This window comes from Pseudomonas sp. DTU12.1 (genome assembly GCF_009873475.1).
GTDB lineage: Bacteria > Pseudomonadota > Gammaproteobacteria > Pseudomonadales > Pseudomonadaceae > Aquipseudomonas > Aquipseudomonas proteolytica.
This window is the reverse complement of the sequence record NZ_CP045254.1, coordinates 2274308-2295962: the sequence shown is the minus strand read 5'-3', so window position 1 is coordinate 2295962 and position 21655 is coordinate 2274308. Positions and strand designations below refer to the sequence as shown.

The window sequence follows — 21655 nt, the reverse complement described above, 5'->3', positions numbered from 1 at the left end:
CGAGCCTAGGCGAGGTGCCGAGTGGTGGGGCAAGAGCGTTTTGCTTACTTTTGCGCTGTTCAAAAGTGAGCCGCCGTAAGGGCGGAACCCATGGCCGCCGTTACCGCAGCAATGGATATGCCCCCTACATCAGCGCAAAACCCAGAGCCCAGAAGTATCAGAGAGTTGTGTAGATACTCATGGCCATCGCGGGCAAGCCCGCCCCCACATTTTTTTGCGTTCAGCCAGCGATTGCCTGGGCATCCATCTTCTGGCGCAGGCTCAACGGCCGCATATCAGTCCACACCTCTTCGATGTAGGCCAGGCACTCTTTCTTCATCCCGCTTTTACCCACGGTGCGCCAGCCTTCTGGCACGGCTTTGTAGTCGGGCCAGATGGAATACTGTTCTTCATGGTTGACCACCACCTGGAACAGGATGTCTTCGCGGTCAAATACTGAGGTCATTGCGGTTCTCCGTCACTCAAAGGCTGCCACGCACTGCGCGTGGCTGATGTATGTAGGAACGTACGACAGCAGCGGAAAATTAGAGACTCGCCACGGCTGCCGCCAGCGCCCGCCCAAAGATCTCTGCCACCCGGTCGATTTGTGCTGCGGTGATGACCAGAGGGGGAAGGAAACGCACCACGCTGCCATGGCGCCCGCCCAGCTCCAGGATCAACCCACGCTTGAGGCATTCACGCTGCACCAGCGGCGCCAATTGCCGATGGACCGGCGGGTGGCCCTGGACGTCGGGCGTGCCGTTCGGGTTGACCAGTTCCACCCCGAGCATCAGGCCACGCCCGCGAATGTCCCCCAGTTGCGGGAAGTCGCGCTGCAGGATGCGCAAGTGCTCAGCCAGGCGCTCCCCCATGGCCGCCGCATGATCAGCGACGTTGTGCTCCTTGAGGTAGCGCATCACTGCCGAACCCGCCGCCATGGCCATCTGATTACCACGGAAGGTGCCGGCATGGGCGCCCGGCAGCCAGGTGTCGAGCCACTCGCGATACACCACCACCGCCAGCGGCAGACTGCCACCAATGGCTTTGGACAGCACCACCACATCCGGGACAATGCCCGCATGCTCAAAGGCAAACATCTTGCCGGTACGGCCGAAACCGCTCTGGATCTCATCGACAATCAGCGCCACACCGGCCTGCTCGGTAATCCGCCGCAGGCCGCGCAGCCAGTCGAGGTCGGCCGGAATCACACCGCCCTCGCCCTGCACCACTTCGACGATCACTGCCGCCGGCAGCAATACGCCCGCCTCCGGATCGGTGAGCAGGTTTTCCAGGTAATGCAGGTTGACCTTGACCCCTTCTGCCCCGCCCAGGCCGAACGGGCAGCGGTAGTCATAGGGGAATGGCAAAAACTGCACACCGTTGGACAGCAAGGCACCCAACGGTTTTTTCGGCCCCAGGCTGCCCATCAGGCTCAACGCGCCCTGGCTCATACCGTGATAACCGCCCTGGAACGACAACACCGTGCTGCGCCCCGTGGCGGTACGCACCAGTTTCAGCGCGGCCTCCACCGCATCGGTGCCGGTGGGGCCGCAAAACTGGATCTTTGCCTCACGCGCCAGTTCAGCGGGTAGCAGGCCGAACAGGTCTTGCACAAACTGATCCTTGACCGGCGTGGTCAAGTCCAGGGTATGCAGGGGCAACTCGTCCAGCAGCACCTGTTGGATCGCCTCGATCACCACCGGATGGTTATGGCCCAGCGCCAATGTACCGGCCCCGGCCAGGCAGTCGATAAAGCTGCGGCCTTCAACATCCTCGACATAAATACCCTTGGCCCGCTTGAGCGCCAGGGGAATGCGCCGGGGGTAGCTGCGCGCATTGGACTCCTGCTGGCGCTGGCGGGCCAGCAGCGGTGATTCATCGAACTGGTAAAGCGTTTCTGCTGGAGTCGGGCTGGCCGATGCCAGCGAATCCTCAATGCGACTGGTAGCGACTGACATCTCTAGATCCCTCAATACGCTGATGATGGTGACCAAACTGCCAACCCGTTGACGTCTGGCCCCCAAAGGGCGTGCGCACGGATTTCCTGTTCTGGAAACGCATCAGCGGCGTGGGGATTTACACCAATGCCTGCGAAAAACCGGCAAATGACCGGTCACTCACCGGCACTGGTGTACTTTTCATTCAGCGCATAAAGAATCGCGCAGGTCTCGATATCCAGTTGCCCGCGATAGTCGGCGGGCCGAAAGTGCATCTGGAAGGCGCGCACCCGCTGCTGGAACGCCAGGCGGTTTTTCGCCGGGGCGTAGCCGTAGCGCTGGAAGGCCCGTTCGATCTCCACTTCCTGCGGCAACCCCATGCGAAAGCGCCGCTCATAGGCCCCCTTGGCGCCTTCATCAAACCAGGCGCCAATACCCGCCTTGAACAAACCCTGCCAGGGCAACTGTGGCCCTGGGTCACTTTTGCGCCAGAACGCCACATCCGCATGGCCGACGATATCGGTGGCGCCTATCTGCGGATGACGCGCGCAAATGTCGTGGATCAGCGCGATCAGTACCTCGACTTGCTCCGGATCATAGGCAGGGAAGGTAAATACCCCCTCATCATCGCGGGCCAGGTTAACGATCTCGATGCCGATCGAGCGACTATTGACGTTATCGCGGCCCGCCCAATGACTGGCTCCCGCATGCCAGGCGCGCTGGTGCTCACCCACCAGCTGGAACACCCGCAGCTCGTCGTAGCCGGCGTTGCGATAGCTGGCCTCGTGGGGATCGGGCAACAGGTAATGGGCACTGACACCCTGCTGGGTCAGGGTACGCAGGGAGCAGGCAAAGGGCGCGGCGGTGTAATGCACAACCAACTGGCGCACGGCTTCGCCATTGCGCTGATTAAAATCCTGGGCGGGATAAGTGGAATCGATGACCAACATAGGCGCTGTCCTTTTCAATACAGGCTGAGTCATTCAGCCGGCAAACCTACAAACACAAAAATTACCGCCATCCTGAAGCGTCGGGCCTGAGGATGGCGGTAGTTACGTGTATGCAAGGAAGGATCAGCGCCGCAATGGCATACCGAGTTCGACGCGCAGGCCGTCGGGCTGGCTATCGAAGGCCAGGGAACAGGAACAGCGCTGGACAATCGCCTGCACGATGGCCAGGCCCAGGCCACAACCGCCGCTGTTGCCATTGCGCCAGAAACGCTGGGTCAGGTGTTGCAGGTCTTCGCTGGAGATCGGCGCGCCATGGTCGCGCACGCGGAACACGACTTGATTGCCCTGGGTGAACACGCTCAGCTCCACCCGTGTATCGGCCGGGGTATGGCGCAGGGCGTTATCCAACAAATTGCGCAACGCGGCAACCGCCAGGCCCACGGGCATTTCCACCGGGTCCTGGGGCAGGTTGTCGGGCAGGATCAGGTCGATACGCCGATTATCCCCGGCATTGGCGTCCTGGATCGCCAGGCGTGCCACTTGCTCGGCGCTGGACTGCAAGCCGTCATCAAACGACAGGCTGCCCTCGACCCGCGCCAGCAGCAGCAATTGCTCAAGGGTGCGATGCAGGCGGTCGGCGCCCTCCTCGGCGTGGGCCAGGGACCGGTCGCGGGCGGCGCCTTCGGTCATGCGCGCCACTTGTAGATGGGTCTTGATCGCCGTGAGGGGGCTGCGCAACTCATGGGCGGCATCGCCGGTCAGCCGGCGCTCACGCTCGATGGTCTTGGCGATGCGTTGCAGCAGTTGGTTCTGGGTGTCGAGCAACGGCTTGAGCTCGCTGGGCAACGGATGAATCTGCAACGGCTCAAGGGAGTCGGCGCTGCGCCGCATCAAGGCATCGCGCATGCGGTTGAGCGGCACCAGGCTTTGGCCGATCCCCAGCCACAACAGGCACAGGCAGCCCAACAGGGCCACGCCCACCGGTACCGAGGCCGCCAACAGGATCGACATATTCAGCGCCTCGCGCTCTACCTGGCGGTCGGCGGTGGTGATAAACAGATCGCCCCGGGCCAGGGTAAAGGTGCGCCAGGCGGCACCGTCGATGATCTGGTCGTGAAAACCGCTCTGCCGCGACTCCAACCCCTGATCCGGGGTGGTATGGCTACGGGCCAGGACTTCGCCACGCAACGAACTGACCTGGCACGCCATGCCACCGGGCACATTCAATTGCTCAGCACCAAAGCGCTTGCCCTCGCCGACGCTGGCCAGGCCCGGCATCTGCTCCATCAGCCCGGCCACCATGCGCGCCGAGGCCACCAGCCGCTGGTCCAGGGAAAACATCATCTGGTTACGCAGGTCGTTGAGCATCCAGGCCGCCGCCAGCACCCAGATCAACACAAAAGCGGCGCCCAGCTTGAATGTCAGGCGCAGGCGCAGGCTCATCACGAGGCGTCATCTCCAGCATCCGCCGGGCCCAGGCGATAGCCCAGGCCGCGCACGGTCTCGACAATGCCGTTGCCCAACTTACGGCGCAGGTGGTGGATATGCACGTTCAAGGCGTTGCTTTCCAGCTCATCGTTGAAGCCATAGACGCTGTCTTTGAGTTGCTCGCTGGACAGCACGCGGCCACGGTTGTGCAGCAGTGCCTGCAGCAACGCCTGTTCGCGACGGGAAAGGTCCACCGGCTTGCCGCCCAGCAGCGTTTCCCGACTGCTGGGGCTGTAACTCAGGCGGCCATGTTCGATCAGGTCGACGCTACGCCCAGCCACCCGGCGCAGCAGGGTCTGCAGGCGGGCGGCCAATTCGCGCAGGTCGAAAGGCTTGAGCAGATAATCGTCGGCGCCGGCTTGCAGGCCGTCGACGCGGTTGGTCACCGAATCCCGTGCGGTGAGGATCAGCACCGGAATTTCCAGGCCTGCACTGCGCTGTTGCTGCAACAGTTTGAGGCCGTCCTCATCGGGCAGGCCGAGGTCCAGCACCATGATGTCGAACTGCGCTGCCTTGAGCATCGCCCGGGCGGCAGCTGCCGTGCCCACGCGCTCGACGGTAAAGCCCTGGGCACCAAGACCGGCAACGATGCCACTGGCGATCAGTTCATCGTCTTCACAGACCAGTACGTGCATGGTGAGCCCTTTGCAAAAGTGCTGATTTAAAGGATGGCGGATTAAGCGCGCATTATGCCGCTAAAAGATGCACGCTCAGATAATCCCTACACTCTAGAATAGCCCGGTTAATCATCGGTTAATCAGCGCCACACATTGTGTGCCCCACTTGCATCGAACTAAGGCTTGACCATGCGGCATCTGTTTATCTTCCTGCTGGTGTTGTTCACTGGATTGGCCCAGGCCGCGCCTGGCAACAATCCATTCGAGACCCAACCTGAATTCCTCCCGGTGGGCAAGGCCTTCACCTTTACTTCCGAGCGCCTGGCTTCCGGTGAAACCCAGCTGTATTGGCAGATTGCCGACGGTTATTACCTTTACCAGCAACGCATGAAGTTCGACGGCCTGGCCCAACAGCCGGTGCTGCCGCAAGGCGAAGCCCATAGCGATGAGTTCTTTGGCGAACAGCAAGTGTATCGCCAGGGCCTGGAAGTGAAGCTCCCGGCCGACGCCACCGGCCAGGTCAAGCTGGGCTGGCAGGGCTGTGCCGATGCCGGCCTGTGCTACCCGCCACAATCGATCACCGTGGACCTGGGCGGCAACCCCGCCGTGGCGGCCACCGCCGAGGCCCAGGATCAGAGCCTGGCCAGTGGCCTGCAACAACGCAGCCTGGGTTGGAGCCTGCTGGTGTTCTTCGGCTTGGGCCTGTTGCTGGCATTTGCCCCTTGCTCGCTGCCGATGCTGCCAATCCTCGCCGGCCTGGTGGTGGGCAGCGGCGCCAGCCCACGCCGTGGTTTTGCCTTGGCCAGCAGTTATGTGGTGTGCATGGCCTTGGTCTATGCCGCACTCGGCGTAATGGCCGCGCTGGCCGGCAGCAACCTCGCCGCCCTGCTGCAAACCCCCTGGATTCTGGGCAGCTTCGCCGCATTGTTCGTGATCCTGGCCCTGCCGATGTTCGGTTTCTTCGAACTGCAATTGCCGGCCTTCCTGCGCGACCGCCTGGACAACGTCACCCGCAAGCAAAGCGGCGGCAGCCTGGTCGGGGCCGGCGTGCTCGGCGCCTTGTCCGGCCTGCTGGTGGGCCCGTGCATGACCGCGCCCCTGGCCGGCGCCCTGCTGTACATCGCACAAAGCGGCAACGCCCTGCACGGTGGCCTGATCCTGTTTGCCATGGGCATCGGTATCGGCGTGCCATTGCTGCTGCTGGTGACCGTGGGCAACCGCTTCCTGCCCAAGCCGGGTACGTGGATGAATGTGCTCAAGGGGATCTTCGGCTTCCTGTTCCTTGCCACCGCCGTCTTGATGATTCGCCCGGTGATCGACGAAAGCCTGTGGCTGGGTCTGTGGGGCGTGCTGGCGCTGGTCATGGCCTACTGCGGCTGGAGCCTGGCCCGCGAATATGGGTTGGCGGCCAAGGTACTGGGCGCAGGTTCCCTGGTCCTGGGGCTGTGGGGCGCGATCCTGGTCGTAGGCGCCGCTGGAGGCAGCGATGACCTGTGGCAGCCGCTGAAGGTCTTCGGCGGTTCGCCGGCCGCCAGCGCGCCGACGGCCCATGACGCTTTCACCACGATCAACGACCCGGCGGCCCTGCAAGCCCAGCTAGACAGCGCCAAGGCCCAGGGCCAATGGGTGCTGCTGGACTATTACGCCGACTGGTGCGTGTCGTGCAAGATCATGGAAAAACAGGTGTTCGGCAAACCCGAAGTGATGGCTGCACTCAAGGACGTGCGCCTGCTGCGCCTGGACGTGACTGCCGACAACGCCGCCAGCCGCGAACTGCTGGGCCGCTACAAAGTCCCCGGGCCACCCAGTTTTGTGTGGATCGGCCCCGAGGGTGAAGAGCGCCGCGCCCAGCGCATCACCGGCGAAGTGGATGCCGCAGCCTTCCTGCAACGCTGGACCCAGACCCGGGACGCGCGCTGATGCTGACCTTGACCATCGGCACCTTCGCCATTGCCCTCAACCACCTGCTGCTGATCAGTGCGCTGATCCTCGCCACGCTGGTGGGCTGGCGCGTGGCCAAGCGTGGCGGCGAGAACCCCGAATCGGTGCTGTTCAGCCTGTTCCTGCTGGGCATGCTCAGCGCGCGGGTCAGCTTTGTCCTGATGTATTGGGCCTATTACCGCGACGATCCCCTGCAAATCGTCGACCTGCGCGACGGCGGCTTTCTCGCCTGGCCCGGCGTAATCGCCCTGTTGCTCGGCGCCCTGCTCTGGGGCTGGCGGCGCCCGGCCCTGCGCAAGCCGTTGAGCGCCGGGGTCATCACCGGCCTGGCGTTCTGGGCGCTGGCCAGTTTCTCCTTGAACATCTACGAAAAAGGCACCCGCCTGCCCGACATCGCCCTGCGCAATGCCGATGGCGAAACCGTGCAACTGGCCGACTATCAGGGCGGCCCGCTGGTCATCAACCTGTGGGCCACCTGGTGCCCGCCCTGCCGGCGAGAAATGCCAGTCCTGGAAAACGCCCAGAAGCAGCGACCTGACGTGACCTTCCTGTTCGTCAACCAGGCCGAAAGCATGCAGAGCGTCAGCACCTACCTGGCCACCCAGGGCCTGAACCTGGACAACGTACTGTTCGATGCCAGTGGTCGTCTCGGCCAGGCCGTGGGTTCCATGGCCCTGCCCACTACCCTGTTCTATCAACCCGACGGGCGTCTTATCAACAGCCACCTGGGTGAGTTGTCCCAGGCCAGCCTGGCCCGCGCCATGGAATCTTTCGCCCCCACGGACTCGACCGCCGCCCAGCCGGCCCCAACAAGGAAACCCCTATGCCCCGCCTCCGCCACCTGCTGACCCTGTTGCCCCTGACCCTCGCCGCCAGCCTCGTACACGCTGAAGAATGGCCCGCACCGATCAAACAGATCGAAGCCAAAGGCGCCAAGATCATCGGCAGCTTCGACGCACCAGGCGGCCTCAAGGGGTATGCCGCGCAGTACCAGAACCGCGGCATGGCGCTGTACCTGACCGCCGATGGCCAACACGTGCTCGCCGGCAACCTGTACGACGCCAAGGGCAACGACCTGAGCACCGCGCCCCTGGAAAAACTAGTCTACGCGCCAATGGCCAAGGAAATCTGGGCCAAGATGGAACAGAGCAGCTGGATCCAGGACGGCGATAAAAACGCACCGCGCACCGTCTACCTGTTCAGCGATCCCAACTGCCCGTACTGCAACATGTTCTGGGAACAGGCACGGCCCTGGGTCAAGGCCGGCAAGGTGCAGTTGCGGCACATCATGGTTGGAATCATCCGCGAGGACAGCCCCGGCAAGTCCGCGGCGCTACTGGCGAGCAAAGACACAGCCCAGGCCCTGCAAGAACATGAGTCTGCGGGTAAAGCCAGCAAGCTCAAGGCGTTGGCCAAGATCCCGGCCGAGATCCAGGCCAAGCTCGATGCCAACATGAAGTTGATGGATGAATTGGAGTTGTCGGCCACCCCGGCGATTTTCTATCTGGATGACAAGGGGCAGCTGCAGCAACAGCAAGGGGCGCCGTCGCCGGATAAGTTGGGGAAAATCTTAGGCCCCAAATAGCTACGACGGCCTATAAAAAATGCTCCCTCGTAGCGAGGGAGCATTATTTTTCACGCTTACAACGTTTTCCTTACGCCATTAGTCCTTACAGAACCCACGAAAAACCCTATCCAACCGACCAGCGACGTCGCCCCCCGAAGCGCTCCAGGGGAACCACCACCAGCCTTAAAGCCCCTCCAGCTCCGCCATCAAATCACTCAACCGATCCACCGTCCCGGCACTGATTTGCTTGGCCGCCAAGCCTTCGATATAGGTCGCCAGTTCCGCCACCGTGCTGCATTCGAACATCGCCCGCAGCGGTACATCCTGCTGCAGGGTTTTCTGCACGCGCGAGGCGATTTGCGTGGCCAGCAACGAGTGCCCACCCAGTTCGAAGAAGTTGTCCAGCACGCCCACCTGCTCGACCTTCAACACCTCGGCCCAGATCGTGGCCAGGGTTTGCTCCAGCTCGCTGCGCGGGGCCAAGTAGTCCTGGCTGTGCAGTTGGCCGATTTCCAGGGCCGGCAAGGCCTTGCGGTCGAGTTTACCGTTGGCGTTCAACGGCAGGCGCTCCAGCCATAGCCAATGCAAAGGCACCATGTACTCCGGCAGTTCGGCACGCAGGCGTTGCTTGATGCGGTCCAGGCGCTCACCGGGGTTGAGGCTGGCCTCGCTCGCCACCAGGTAGCCGACCAGGTGCTTGCCATTCACGCCTTCCTGCACACCCACCGCAGCGTCGCGCACCTCGGGCTGTTCGTGCAGGCGCGCTTCGATTTCACCCAGTTCAATGCGATAACCGCGAATCTTCACCTGATGATCGATACGCCCGACGTACTCCAGCACGCCGTCACTGCGCCGACGCGCCAGGTCGCCGGTGCGGTACACCCGCTCCCCCGGTGCGCCAAACGGATCCGGCACAAACACCTGGGCGGTGCGCAGCGGGTCGCTGACATAACCACGGCCCACACCGGTGCCGGCCACGCACAACTCACCGACCGCACCTTGCGGCACCAGCTCCAGCGCGCCATCGAGCAAGTACAAACGGTTGTTATCCGTCGGTGTACCAATCGGCAGGTAGGTGCCACGGGTCGAGGCCAGGTCCACGCGGAAGAACGCCACGTCATCCGAGCACTCCGCCGGGCCGTAGGCGTTGACCAGGCCGATATCCGGGTAGCGCAACAGCCATTGGTGCGCCAACGCAGGCAACATCGCTTCGCCGGTCGGCAACATCCAGCGCAGGCCATCCAGGCTGATGTGGTCCTGGGCGAGCATGCCCTGGATCAGCGACGGCACGCTTTCCAGAACCGTGATGCCCTGGGCCTGGACATGGGCCAGCAAACCCTGCGGGTCATGGGCAATGGTGTTGGGCACGATGTCCACCCGCGCGCCGAACAGCGGCGCAGCGAGGAACTGCCACACAGAAATATCAAAACTCTGCGAGGCCGTCTGGGCGATCACATCCTGCTCGCTCAGTTGTAGGTACGGCACCTTGCTCAGTTGGTTGTTGAGCATGCCGCGCTGTTCGACCATCACGCCCTTGGGCAGCCCGGTGGAGCCGGACGTGTAGATCACATAGGCGAGGTTGTCCCCGTTGCTATAGATGCCCGGGTTGGTATCCGCGCCCACCACGTCTTCCCACACCAGCAACTTGGGCCGCGCGCCACAGGCAAAATCTTCGAGCAGGGCCTGCGCCTGTTCATGGCAGGCCTGGGTGCACACCAGCAATGGCGTGCGGCTCAAGTCGATGATCCGGCTCAAACGCTGGGTCGGCAGGCCAGGATCCAGCGGCAGGTAACCCGCTCCGGCCTTGAAGCTGCCGATGATCATGCCCAGCAGATCCAGGCCACGCTCGGCCAGCAGTGCCACCGGCTGATCCAGGCCGACACCCGCCGCGACCAGCGCATGGCCCAGGCGGTTGCTGTGCTGGTTGAGCTCGGCATAGGTCCATCGCAGGTCCTGGCAACTGGCGGCAATGCGCTGCGGATGCTGCGCCACTTGCTCTTCGAACAGTTCGACGTAGCTGCGCTCCAGCGGGTAGTCATGAGCGCTTTGGTTGCAACCGTCCACCAGGAATTCACGCTCCTGCTCGCCGATCAGCGGCAGGTCGGCCATGTCGCCATGGAAGCCCTGCACCAGCGCCAGCAGCAGGCGCTTGAACTCAGCGAGCATGCCTTGCACGGTGGTTTCATCGAAATAACGCTGGTCGTAGGACAGGTGCAGCCCCAGGTCATCACCCGGGTAGCACACGGCCGTCAGCGGGAAGTTGGTGTGGGTGCGGCCCGAGTCCGAGGTGGCATTCAGGCTTTGTGCGCGGTCCAGTACCGAGACTTCCACCGGGGCGTTTTCAAATACAAACAGGCTGTCGAACAGCGGCTGGCCCTTGGGCAGTTCGCTGTGCTCCTGGATCGTCACCAGCGGCAGGTACTCGTATTCGCGCAGTTGCATATTGCTGTCGAGCAAGGTGCTCAACCACTGGCGCACGCTGCACGGCTGATCGTCCTCGGGCACCTTGACCCGCAGGGCGATGCTGTTGATAAACAGGCCGACCGTGCGCTGCATCTGCGGCATGTCCACCGGGCGCCCGGCCACGGTGACGCCGAACAACACGTCACGCTCGCCGCTCAAGCGCCGCAGCACCAAGGCCCACGCCGCCTGGGCGAAGGTGTTCACGGTCAACTGATGAGCCTGGGCCAGCTCGCGCAATTGCGCACCGTCGCTTACATCCAGGCGGGTGTAGCAATCACCCACCACCATGCCGCCGCTATGGCCGGCGTGTTCGCGCATGAATGGCCGGTCGCTCGGAATGGGCGTGGTGCGCTCAAAGCCTTGCAGGTTCTGTTGCCACCACTGCCGCGCCTCGGCCAGGTTCTGGCGTTGCAGCCAGGCGATATAGTCGCGATAGCGTGGCGGCGCTGCCAACTGCGCCTCGCGGCCTTCACCCAGGGCCATGTAGATATCGAAGAAGTCATTCATCAACAACGAGCGGCACCAGGCATCGATCAGGATGTGGTGGTTGCTCATCATGAACCAGTAGCGGGCTTCGCCGACGCGGATCAGGCGCAGGTGGAACGGTGCCTGGTTGAGCAGATCGAAACCGGCCTCGCGCTCGCTTTTGAGCAGGGCTTGCAGGCGTGGCTCCTGTTGTTCGGCCGGGGTACCGGTCCAATCCAGGTATTCGATGGGCGTGCTGCCGGGCTTGTGGATCACCTGCAACATGTCTTCGCCGACATTCCAGCAGAACGACGCACGCAAGGCCTCGTGCCGGGCGATCACGGCTTTCCAGGCCAGGGCAAAGCGCTCGGGGTTGAGCTTGCTGTTGATGCGGTAGCGGTCCTGCATGTAGTAAAGCCCAGTGCCCGGCTCCAGCAGGGTATGCAACAGCAACCCCTCCTGCATCGGTGTCAGCGGGTACACGTCCTCGATGGCGCTGGCCGGCACCGGCAACGCATCCAACTGTGCCTGGGTCAGGTGCGCCAGGGGGAAATCGGACGGCGTCAGGCCACCGGCGTCGTCGCGCAGGCAGTGGGCGATCAGGCTTTGCAACTCGCCCAGGTAGGCATCGGCCAGTTCGCTGATGGTCTGCTGGTCGTGGCGCTCGCGACTGAAGGTCCAGCGCAGCACCAATTCGCCGCCATACACCTGGCTGTCCACACTCAAGGCGTTGGGCAGCGGCGCATCCGGATCATGGGCCGGGCCGGCAGACGCTTCCAGTGGGTGGAACAGCGCCTGGCTATCAAAACTCTGGTCGAACTGCCCCAGGTAATTGAAGGTAATCGAAGCGCTCGGCAACGTGGCCATGGCCTGGCGACAGGTGCTGTCGGCCAGGTACCGCAGCACGCCATAGCCCAGGCCCTTGTGGGGCACCGCGCGCAGTTGCTCCTTGATCGCCTTGATCGATGCGCCCTGCCCGCTGGCCTCCTCGATATCCAGCGGGGTCAGGCGCAGCGGGTACGCGCTGGTGAACCAACCGACACTGCGGGTCAGGTCGATCTCATCGAACAGGGTTTCGCGGCCGTGGCCTTCCAATTGGATCAGCGTCGACTCGTGCCCGCTCCAGCGGCACAGCACGCGGGCCAGTGCGGTCAGCAGCAGGTCGTTGACCTGGGTGCGATAGGCGCTCGGCGCCTGCTGCAGCAATTGGCGGGTGCGCTCGGCATCCAGGCGCACGCTGACGGTCTGCGCGTCGCGATTGCGCAGGCTACCGTGCGCGCGGTCCACCGGCAGTTCAACCGCCGGGCCGGCCAACTGTTGCTGCCACAGGCGCAGTTCTTCACGCAGGGATTCACTGCTGGCATAGGCCTGCAAACGCGCGGCCCAGTCACGCAATGCGCTGGTCTTGGCCGGCAGGCTGACTGCCTGGCCGTCGCTCAACTGGCGATAGACGTTTTGCAGGTCTTCGAGCAATACACGCCAGGACACGCCGTCCACCACCAGGTGATGGATCGCGATCAGCAAGCGTTGCTGCCCCATCGGCCCGTCCACCAGCAAGGCGCGCAGCAGCGGGCCGTGCTCCAGGTCGAGGCTGCGCTGGGCATCGGCGAACAGCGCCTCGCACTGCTGCATATCCGTCACCTGGGCCAGCCACAACACTCCGCCTTCCGGCACCGCCAGATGCTCGGCATGCCATTGCGCATCGCGCTGGGTGAAGCTCAGGCGCAAGGCGTCGTGATGTTCCAGCACCGCCAGCAGCGCCTGCTCCAGGCGGCGCGGGTCGAGGGCCTGCACCGGCGCCAGTAGCAGCGCCTGGTTCCAGTGGTGACGCGCCGGGATCGGGCTGTCGAAGAACCAATGCTGGATCGGCGTCATGCCCGAAGGGCCAGTCAATACACCCTGCTCGGCCGTGATCTGCTCACTGCGCGTAGCCACCGTCGCCAGGGCCTGCACAGTCTGGTGCTGGAACAGGTCGCGCGGGCTGAAGTGAATCCCCGCCTGCCGCGCCCGGCTGACCACCTGGATCGACAGGATCGAATCACCGCCCAGTTCGAAGAAGTTGTCGTGCAGCCCGACCCGCTGCACGTTAAGCACCGCACACCAGATCGCGGCGAGGCTAAGCTCCAGCTCATTGCTCGGCGCCACGTACGCTTGCCGATTGGCCTCGGCGTCCGGTTGCGGCAAGGCGCGGCGGTCGAGCTTGCCGTTGGCGGTCAGCGGCATGCTGTCCAGCACCATCAGGTGCGTGGGCACCATGTAGTCCGGCAGTTGCGCCTTGAGGTGCACTTTGAGCGCCTCGCGCAAGGCGGCGTGATCGCTGGCATCGCTGACCAGATACGCCGCCAGTTGCTTGCCACTCGGCGCGTCCAGGGCCAGGACCACCGCCTCACGCACCGCCTCATGCTCAAGCAGGCGGGTTTCGATCTCGCCCAGTTCGATGCGAAAACCACGGATTTTCACCTGATGGTCGATCCGCCCCAAGTACTCCACCAGGCCATCGGCGCGTTGGCGCACCAGATCGCCGGTGCGATAGAGCCGCCCGCCATCGGCATACGGGTCAGCCACAAAACGCTCGGCGGTCATGCCCGGACGCTGGTGATAACCCTGGGCCAGGCCGGCACCGCCGACGAATAGCTCGCCAGTGGCACCTTGGGGCACCAATGCCAAGTCGGCGTCCAGGATATAGGCAACCCGCGCGCCGATGATGCTACCGATCGGCACGCTGCCAGCGCCCTCCTCCAGCACCTCGGGGGCCAGGCTGGCCAGGGGCATGACCACCGTTTCGGTCGGCCCGTAGGCATTGAAGAACAGCGCCGGCTGGAACGCCGCACGGATACGCGCCAAATGCTCGCCGGTCAGGGCTTCGCCGCCAGTGATGCACATGCGCACCGGCAAGGTTTGGTTTTGGGTGGCGAGCCATTGCGCCAACTGGCTGCCATAGCTTGGGGTAAAGCCGAGGATAGTGATGCGATGCTCACGGATCAGCCCGCAGATTTCTTCGGCATCCCATTGGCCCTGGGCGCGCAACACCACCTGCGCACCGCTGAGCAGCGGCACCAGCAAGCGCTCGGTGGCGGCGTCGAAGTTGATCGAATAAAAATGCAGTTCGCAATCGTCGGCGCGCATGCCAAAGCGCTCGATCACGGCCTGGCAATGCATGGCGATTTCACCGTGGGACACCACCACGCCCTTGGGCTTGCCAGTGGAACCGGAGGTGTAGATCAGGTACGCCTGATGTTGCGCCAGGCTGATCGCTGGCAGGTCGCCGGCTGGATAATTGGCGAGCACCGGCAGGTCATCTTCCAGGCACCAGCAACTGACGCTGGCAGGCAGCGTGCCCAGGGCGTCGAACATCGCCGCATCGCTGAGCAACAGGCCGATGCCGCTGTCTTCGATCATGTAGTGCAGGCGGTCCAGCGGGTATTCCGGGTCCAGCGGCACATAGGCGCCACCGGCCTTGAGGATCGCCAGCAGGCCGATGACCATTTCCAGGGAGCGCGGCAGCGCCAGGCCGACCCGCACCTGCGGGCCAACCCCGCGCTCGCGCAGCATCCAGGCCAGGCGATTGGCGCGGCTGTCCAGCTCGCGGTAGCTCAGGGTTTGCCCGGCGAAGGTCAGCGCGGGCGCGTCCGGACGGGCTTGCACCTGTGCGCTGAACAGATGATGGATGCACTGGTCGAGACGATGCTCGCCTGCCTCCACACCGAGGCTGCCTTGCAGGGCGCGCTGTTCATCAGCCTGCAGCAACGGCAGCTCACTCAAGCGCTGTTGCGGATCGGCGATCAGCGCCTCCAGCAAGTTGCACCAATGGACGGCCATCCGCGCAATGCGCGGCTCGTCGAACAGGTCGGTGCTGTAGGTCAGGCAGCAACCCAGGCGATGGTCGAGGTCGGTGACTTCCAGGTTGAGGTCGAACTTGGTGGCACGCGCGTCGTTGGCCAGGTATTCGACGGTCATTCCAGCCAGTTGCCGGCTTTGCTGGAACTCCCAGCGCTGCACATTGCACATCACTTGGAACAGCGGGTTATACGCGGCACTGCGCGGCGGTTGCAGGGCTTCCACCAGATGGTCGAATGGCAGGTCCTGGTGGGACTGGCCCTCGATCACGGTGTGGCGCACATGCTCAAACAGCTCGCCAACGCGCATCTGCCCGTCGAGCTGGCAACGCACGACCTGGGTGTTGAGGAAGGCACCGATCAGCCCTTCGCTTTCCGGGCGGATCCGGTTGGCCACTGGCGCGCCGATGCGCAGGTCGGTCTGGCCGCTGTAGCGGTAGAGCAGCGTCGCCAGGGTTGCGGTCATGGTCATGAACAGGGTCAGGCCATGCTCGGCATTGAAGGCGCGAACCCTCGCGGCCAGGTCGGCGCTGAGGTCAAAACGGTACAACTCGCCCTGATGACTTTGCACCGCCGGGCGTGGCCGATCGCTGGGCAGTTCCAGCAAGGGATGCTCGTTGCCCAGTTGCGTGGTCCAGTAGTCGAGCTGGCGCTGGCGCTCACCGGCTTCCAGCCATTGGCGCTGCCACACGCTGTAGTCCAGGTACTGCACCGGCAGCGGTTCGAGGGGCGACTCGCGCTCATCGATAAAGGCTTCGTACAGCGCGCTGAGTTCACGGGCGAAGATGTCCATGGCCCAGCCTTCGGTGACGATATGGTGCAGGGTCAGCACCAGGTAGTGCTCCTGATCGCCAGCCTTGACCAGGCAGGCGCGCAGCAACGGCCCAGTCTCCAGGTTGAACGGGCTGTGGGCTTCCTGGTCGGCCAGTTGCTGCAAGCGCAGTTGGCGCTCGGCCTCGGTCAGGCCCGAGAAGTCCTGCCAGCTCATGCGCACGCTGCTTTGCGCGGCGACTTTCTGCCGGGCCACGCCATCGATGCTCGGGAAGGTGGTGCGCAGGGTTTCGTGGCGCATGATCAAGGCTTGCAACGCCGCCTCGAAACGCCCCACATCCAGCACCCCGCGCAAGCGCGCCATGCCGCCGACGTTATAGGCCGGGCTGTCCGGCTCCATTTGCCAGAGGAACCACATGCGCTGTTGAGAATAGGACAGCGGCACCGGCTGGCTGCGATCGACCTTGCCAATCGCGGTCTGTTGGTTGCGCTGGCCGCTGGCCTGGATCAAGCGGACCTGCTCGGCAAAATCCCCCAACTCGCTGGCTTCAAACAAGGTGCGCAGCGGTAGCTCCACATCACAGGCCTGGCGTGTACGGGAGATGATTTGCGTGGCCAGCAGCGAGTGGCCGCCAAGGGCGAAGAAGTCGTCGCGCAGGCCGATACGCGGCAGGCCCAACACCGTGCGCCAGATCCCGGCGATTTGTTGTTCCAGCGCGGTTTGCGGCTCCACGTGCTCACGCACCTGCCACACCGGTTCCGGCAAGGCACGACGATCCACCTTGCCGCTGGGGCTCAGCGGCATGGCGTCGAGGCGTATCAGTTGCGCCGGCACCATGTACTCCGGCAACTCGGCGGCCAGGGCGGCTTTCACGTCCTGCTCAGCCAGCTCGCCGCTGGCGGTGTAGTAACCGATCAACTGCGCACCGCCGGCGGTGTCGCGGATCAGCACCACCGCTTGGGCGATACCGTGTTGGGCCAGCAGCCGCGCCTCGATTTCTTCCGGTTCGACGCGAAACCCGCGCAGCTTGACCTGCTGGTCCAGGCGCCCAAGGTACTCCAGCACGCCATCGGCAGCCCAGCGCACGCGGTCGCCGGTGCGGTACAGGCGTGCGCCCGCCGCGCCCAGTGGGTCGGCCACAAAACGTTCAGCCGTCAGCCCCGCACGCCCCAGATAACCGCGGGCCAGGCCAATCCCGCCGATGCACAGCTCGCCCGGCACACCCGCCGGCAGCAGGTTGAATTGCGCGTCCAGTACCCGGCAAATCACATTGCCCAGTGGCCGGCCGATCGGCGAGCGTTCACCATCGGCATCCTGGCAATGCCAATGAGTGACGTTGATGGCGGTTTCGGTCGGCCCATAGCGGTTGTGCAACTGCACCGCTGGCCATTGCGCCAGGACCCGATTGCGCAATTCGGCGGGCAAGGCTTCACCACCGGAGAACACTCGGCGCAGGCTGGTGCACTCGGCCGCCAGGGGCTCATCGACAAACAGCTGCAACAGGGGCGGCACAAAATGCAGGGTGGTCACCCCGTGCTCCTGCACCAGCTGCGCAATGCGATGGGGGTCGCGATGCTCGCCGGGGCCGGCCAGAACCAGGCGGCAACCGGTGATCAGCGGCCAGAAGCATTCCCACACCGACACGTCAAAACTGATCGGTGCTTTTTGCATCAGTACATCGCTTTCATCCAATTGGTAGGTGGCCTGCATCCATTGCAAGCGCTCCGCCAGGGCGCCATGGGTATTGCCCACGCCCTTGGGCTGGCCGGTGGAACCGGAGGTGTAGATCACATAGGCGAGGTTGTCGGGATCAAGGTGCAGGCCCGGCGCCTGGGTCGGCCAGCTGTCGAGCTTGAGGCTGTCCATGGCGATCACCGATACGCCCTCGGCTACCGGCAACTGTTGCAGCAGATGGGTCTGGGTCAGCAGCAATTGCACGCCGCTGTCGGCCAGCATGTAGGCCAGCCGGTCGGCCGGGTAGTCTGGGTCCAGCGGCACATAGGCGCCACCGGCCTTGAGGATCGCCAGCAAGCCGATCAGCAGTTGTGGCGAGCGCTCGGCGGCAATCGCCACGCACACGTCCGGGCCGACGCCTTTGTCACGCAGGTAATGGGCCAGGCGGTTGGCCTGGGTGTGCAGTTGGCCAAAGGTCAGGCTGGCGTCCTGCCAGACCAGGGCGGTGCGCTCGTCGCTATGTTGGTTGAGCTGCTCCGGCACCAGGTGCTGCGCCGGTGCGCACGGCGCCTCGCTCCAGGTGCGTTGCTGGGCGTGTTCGTTGGCGTTCAGCAGCGGGATGTCGCCCAGCGCTTGTTGCGGTTGCGCGCAGACAGCCTGCAACAGGCTGACCAAATGCGCGGCCAGACGCTGGATAGTGCTGGCGTCGAACAGTTCGTCGGCGTAGTCGAATGACAGGCTCAGGCGCCCACTGCGGTCTTCTTCGCTATGCAGTTGCAGGTCGAACTTGGCTTCGCGGCTATGCCATGGCAACTCTTGCGCGAGCAGGCCCGGCAGGCGGCGCAAGGCGCTGAGGTCGCGCTGCTGGTGGTTGAACATGACCTGGAACAGCCCCTGTTCCCGGGCCTGTGGGAAAGCTTCCAGCAGTTGTTCGAACGGCAAGTCCTGATGGGCCTGGGCCTCGGTGGCCGCCAGGCGTGTCGCCGCCAGCAGCTCGCTGAACGGCAGGCGCGCATCCACCTCGGCGCGCAGCACCAGGGTGTTGATGAAGAAGCCGATCAGGCCCTGGGTTTCGTGACGCCCGCGGTTGGCGTTGGGCACGCCGATACGGATTTCGCGCTGGCCGCTGTAGCGGTGCAGCAGGCTCTGGAATGCCGCCAGCAACAGCACGAATGGCGTGGCCTGGTGGGCCTGGGCAGTCTGGCGGATGGCTGCGCCGAGGTCCGCATCCAGGCGCACGCTGTAGCGCGAAGCGCTGTGCCGTTGCTGGGCCGAGCGCGGGTGATCGGTGGCCAGGTTCAGGGTGGGATGTTCGTCACCCAGTTGCCGCTGCCAGTAGGCCAATTGGCGCTGGCCTTCGCCTTCGGCCAGCCATTGGCGCTGCCAACTGCCGTAGTCGGCGTACTGCACGGCCAGGGCTGGCAACGCGAGGGGCTGGCCTTGGGACGCGGCGGCGTAGAGGCGCGAGAACTCATCGATCAATACATTCAGCGACCAGCCGTCAGCAATGATGTGGTGCATCGTCACCAGCAACTGGTGATCCTCATCGTCCAGACGCACTAGCGTGACCCACAGCAGCGGGCCCTGCTCCAGGTCGAACTGGGTGCGCGCCTCGTCCTCGCGGATCTGTGCGGCGCGGGCTTCACGCTCGGCCACGGGCAAGTCGCGCAGGTCGATGACTTGCACGGCAAACTCGCGCTGGGCATCGACACGCTGGTAGCCCTGGCCATCGCGCTCATAAAAACGCGTGCGCAGCGCTTCGTGGCGCTGGATCAGTTGCGCGAAGCTTGCCTGCAGCGCGTCTTCATCCAGCTCGCCGCGCAGGCGCAAGGCGCCGGGGATGGTGTAGGCGCTGCTGTGAGGGTCCAGTTGCCAGGTGATCCACAGGCGGTTCTGCGCCAGGGATTGCGGCATATCCTGCTGGCGTGACAAGGCGTTGATTGCGCCCTGGGCCACGCCACCGTCCTGCTGCAGTTGCCCGACACTGGCGGCAAAATCAGCCAGCACCGGCGCTTCGAACAACAGGCGCAAGTTAAGCTCCAGGCCCAGGCTCTCGCGCAGGCGGGCGACCACCTGGGTGGCGCTGATGGAGTTGCCGCCGAGCAAGAAGAAGTGATCATCGGCAGCCACCTGTGGCACTTGCAACTGCTCACACCAGATCGCGGCGATCTGCTGTTGCAGCGCCGACGCCAAGGCGCCCTCACCGGCCTGCACGGCCTGATCGGGGAACTGCGCGTAGCTGTCGAGGCTGCCATCGGCCAGGCGAGTGCGGCAGGCCGAACGCTGGACCTTGCCACTGGAGGTTTTCGGCAGCTCGCCGGGATTGAGCAGCACCACCACGCACGGCGCCTCTTGATAGGCCTCGGCCACCGCCTGGCGGATGGCTTTGATCAGGGCTTCGGGCGGCAGGATCTTCTGCACGCTGCGGCTGATTTCTGCAGCAATGCCAATCCCTTCCAGGCCTTGGTCATTCACCGCAAACGCCGCGACACGGCCCTTGCGCACCACTTCCACTTCGCGCTCGACGGTTTGCTCGATGTCTTGCGGGTACAGGTTGTGGCCACGCACGATCAGCAGGTCTTTCAGGCGCCCGGTGATAAATACCTCGCCGTCACGCATAAAGCCCAGGTCTCCAGTGCGCAGCCATGTGCGACCGGCATGCTGCACGAAGGTCTTGGCGGTGGCTTCGGGGTTGCGCCAGTAGCCGTGGGCAATGCTCGGGCCGGTGGCCCAGATTTCGCCGACGCAGTTGTCGGCCAGTTCCGCCAGGGTATGGGGCTCGACGATCAGCACCCCATGCTCGGGCTGGCTGGTGCCGCAGCTCATGATCGCGCTGCCCTGCCCCGGCTCCGCGCGATTGGCGGCCAGCGCCTGTTCGTCCAGGCGCAAGGCCGGGATGCCCTGGCCACGGGTGCCGCCAGCGACAAACAAGGTCGCTTCGGCCAGGCCGTAGGAGGCAAAGAAGTTGTTCGGGGTGAAGCCGCAGCGGGCGAATTTCTCGGCGAAACGTTCCAGGGTGTCCAGGCGGATTGGCTCGGAGCCGGAATAAGCCACGCGCCAATGGCTCAGGTCGAGGCGCTCCAGGGCCGACTCGCTGACCCGCTCGCTGCACAGGCGGTAGGCGAAGTCGGGGCCGCCGCTGATGGTGCCGCGGTATTGGCTGATCGCTTCCAGCCAGCGCAAGGGCCGGCCGAGGAAGTACGCCGGCGACATCAACACGCACGGCACACCACTGAAGATCGGTTGCAACAGGCCGCCAATCAGGCCCATGTCGTGGTACAGCGGCAACCAGCTGACGATCACGTCATCGGGGTTGAGGTCGATGCCAAAGCCACGGCGGATCAGCAGTTCGTTGGCCACCAGGTTGCCGTGGGTGACTTGCACACCCTTGGGCAAGGCCGTGGAGCCGGAGGTGTATTGCAGGAAGGCAATGTCGTCGTCCTGCAGGTCTGGTGCGACCCAGCCGGCAGCACTTTCGCTGTGCAACTCATCCACGCAGAGCAAGGGCGGCGCTTCCTGGATTTGCCCCAGGGAGTCGCGCAAACCACTGCTGGTCAGCAACAGCCTTGGCTCGGCATCGGCGATGATCGACAGCAACCGCTCCTGATGATGGCGACGGGTCGACTCTGGCGGATACGCCGGCACCGCAATGACCCCGGCATACAGGCAGCCAAAAAACGCCGCGACGTAATCCGGGCCGCTGGGGAACAGCAGCACCGCACGTTCGCCCAGCCCGGCCGAGGCCTGCAAGGCCGCGGCGATGGTGCGGGCGCGCAGGTCCAGATCACGGTAGCTGAGCACCACGGTGTCGTCGGCAGACTCGGCCAGGAAGCGCAGGGCCACCTGGTCCGGGGTCTGCGTGGCACGGCGTTGGAGGGACTGGACCAGGGTGCGGGGAAGTTCGAAGGCGTCCATCATGGGGGGTTCCTGCCTGAAATCGGCTTACGGGGAAATCGGGGATAGAGG

General features: G+C 64.3%; 9 protein-coding genes. 3 read left to right on the top strand and 6 right to left on the bottom strand.

The features are described from left to right. Positions 1-220 precede the first annotated feature (220 nt). From GDV60_RS10250 to GDV60_RS10230, 5 genes are all read right to left on the bottom strand, one after another. Positions 221-445 carry an MbtH family protein gene (locus tag GDV60_RS10250; RefSeq protein ID WP_029298158.1) on the bottom strand — a complete coding sequence of 75 codons (225 nt, stop codon included), beginning with the start codon at positions 443-445 and terminating at the stop codon, positions 221-223. A gap of 79 nt (positions 446-524) precedes the next feature. Beyond that, entirely contained in the window at positions 525-1937 is a 1413-nt protein-coding gene (locus GDV60_RS10245) for an aspartate aminotransferase family protein (protein ID WP_159907031.1), read from the bottom strand. A gap of 155 nt (positions 1938-2092) precedes the next feature. After that, positions 2093-2866 (bottom strand): N-acetylmuramoyl-L-alanine amidase, encoded by a 774-nt coding sequence (locus GDV60_RS10240; protein WP_029298154.1) that lies wholly within the window; start codon positions 2864-2866, stop codon positions 2093-2095. A 123-nt stretch (positions 2867-2989) separates the two neighbouring features. Continuing rightward, complete coding sequence (locus GDV60_RS10235) at positions 2990-4309, bottom strand: ATP-binding protein (RefSeq protein ID WP_159907029.1); 1320 nt, start codon at positions 4307-4309, stop codon at positions 2990-2992. After that, positions 4309-4989 carry a response regulator gene (locus tag GDV60_RS10230; RefSeq protein ID WP_029298151.1) on the bottom strand — a complete coding sequence of 227 codons (681 nt, stop codon included), beginning with the start codon at positions 4987-4989 and terminating at the stop codon, positions 4309-4311. The genes GDV60_RS10235 and GDV60_RS10230 overlap by 1 nt, the downstream gene beginning before the upstream one ends. A 171-nt stretch (positions 4990-5160) precedes the next feature. Here GDV60_RS10230 and dsbD point away from each other — a divergent pair, with 171 nt between their 5' ends. Genes dsbD through dsbG form a run of 3 tightly spaced genes read left to right on the top strand, consistent with a single transcriptional unit; the run spans position 5161 to position 8497 of the window. Further along, a complete protein-coding gene (gene dsbD / locus GDV60_RS10225; protein ID WP_029298149.1) occupies positions 5161-6891 on the top strand; it encodes a protein-disulfide reductase DsbD in 1731 nt (576 codons plus the stop codon). Then, positions 6891-7760, top strand: a complete 870-nt coding sequence (locus GDV60_RS10220) for a TlpA disulfide reductase family protein (RefSeq protein ID WP_029298147.1) — start codon at positions 6891-6893, stop codon at positions 7758-7760. Before dsbD ends, GDV60_RS10220 begins: the two co-directional genes overlap by 1 nt. After that, the gene (gene dsbG / locus GDV60_RS10215) at positions 7736-8497 is read left to right on the top strand and encodes a thiol:disulfide interchange protein DsbG (protein ID WP_159907027.1); all 762 of its coding nucleotides are present in this window, start codon (positions 7736-7738) and stop codon (positions 8495-8497) included. The genes GDV60_RS10220 and dsbG overlap by 25 nt, the downstream gene beginning before the upstream one ends. Positions 8498-8662: 165 nt before the next feature. Here dsbG and GDV60_RS10210 read toward each other — a convergent pair whose 3' ends face one another. Then, positions 8663-21607 carry a non-ribosomal peptide synthetase gene (locus tag GDV60_RS10210; protein WP_159907025.1) on the bottom strand — a complete coding sequence of 4315 codons (12945 nt, stop codon included), beginning with the start codon at positions 21605-21607 and terminating at the stop codon, positions 8663-8665. Positions 21608-21655: the final 48 nt, after the last annotated feature.

Excerpts from the sequence above, each read along its gene's own strand:
- GDV60_RS10250 (WP_029298158.1), bottom strand. The coding sequence starts at position 445 with ATGACCTCAGTATTTGACCGCGAAGACATCCTGTTCCAGGTGGTGGTC.
- GDV60_RS10245 (WP_159907031.1), bottom strand. The coding sequence starts at position 1,937 with ATGTCAGTCGCTACCAGTCGCATTGAGGATTCGCTGGCATCGGCCAGC.
- GDV60_RS10240 (WP_029298154.1), bottom strand. The coding sequence starts at position 2,866 with ATGTTGGTCATCGATTCCACTTATCCCGCCCAGGATTTTAATCAGCGC.
- GDV60_RS10235 (WP_159907029.1), bottom strand. The coding sequence starts at position 4,309 with ATGAGCCTGCGCCTGCGCCTGACATTCAAGCTGGGCGCCGCTTTTGTG.
- GDV60_RS10230 (WP_029298151.1), bottom strand. The coding sequence starts at position 4,989 with ATGCACGTACTGGTCTGTGAAGACGATGAACTGATCGCCAGTGGCATC.
- dsbD (WP_029298149.1), top strand. The coding sequence starts at position 5,161 with ATGCGGCATCTGTTTATCTTCCTGCTGGTGTTGTTCACTGGATTGGCC.
- GDV60_RS10220 (WP_029298147.1), top strand. The coding sequence starts at position 6,891 with ATGCTGACCTTGACCATCGGCACCTTCGCCATTGCCCTCAACCACCTG.
- dsbG (WP_159907027.1), top strand. The coding sequence starts at position 7,736 with ATGCCCCGCCTCCGCCACCTGCTGACCCTGTTGCCCCTGACCCTCGCC.
- GDV60_RS10210 (WP_159907025.1), bottom strand. The coding sequence starts at position 21,607 with ATGATGGACGCCTTCGAACTTCCCCGCACCCTGGTCCAGTCCCTCCAA.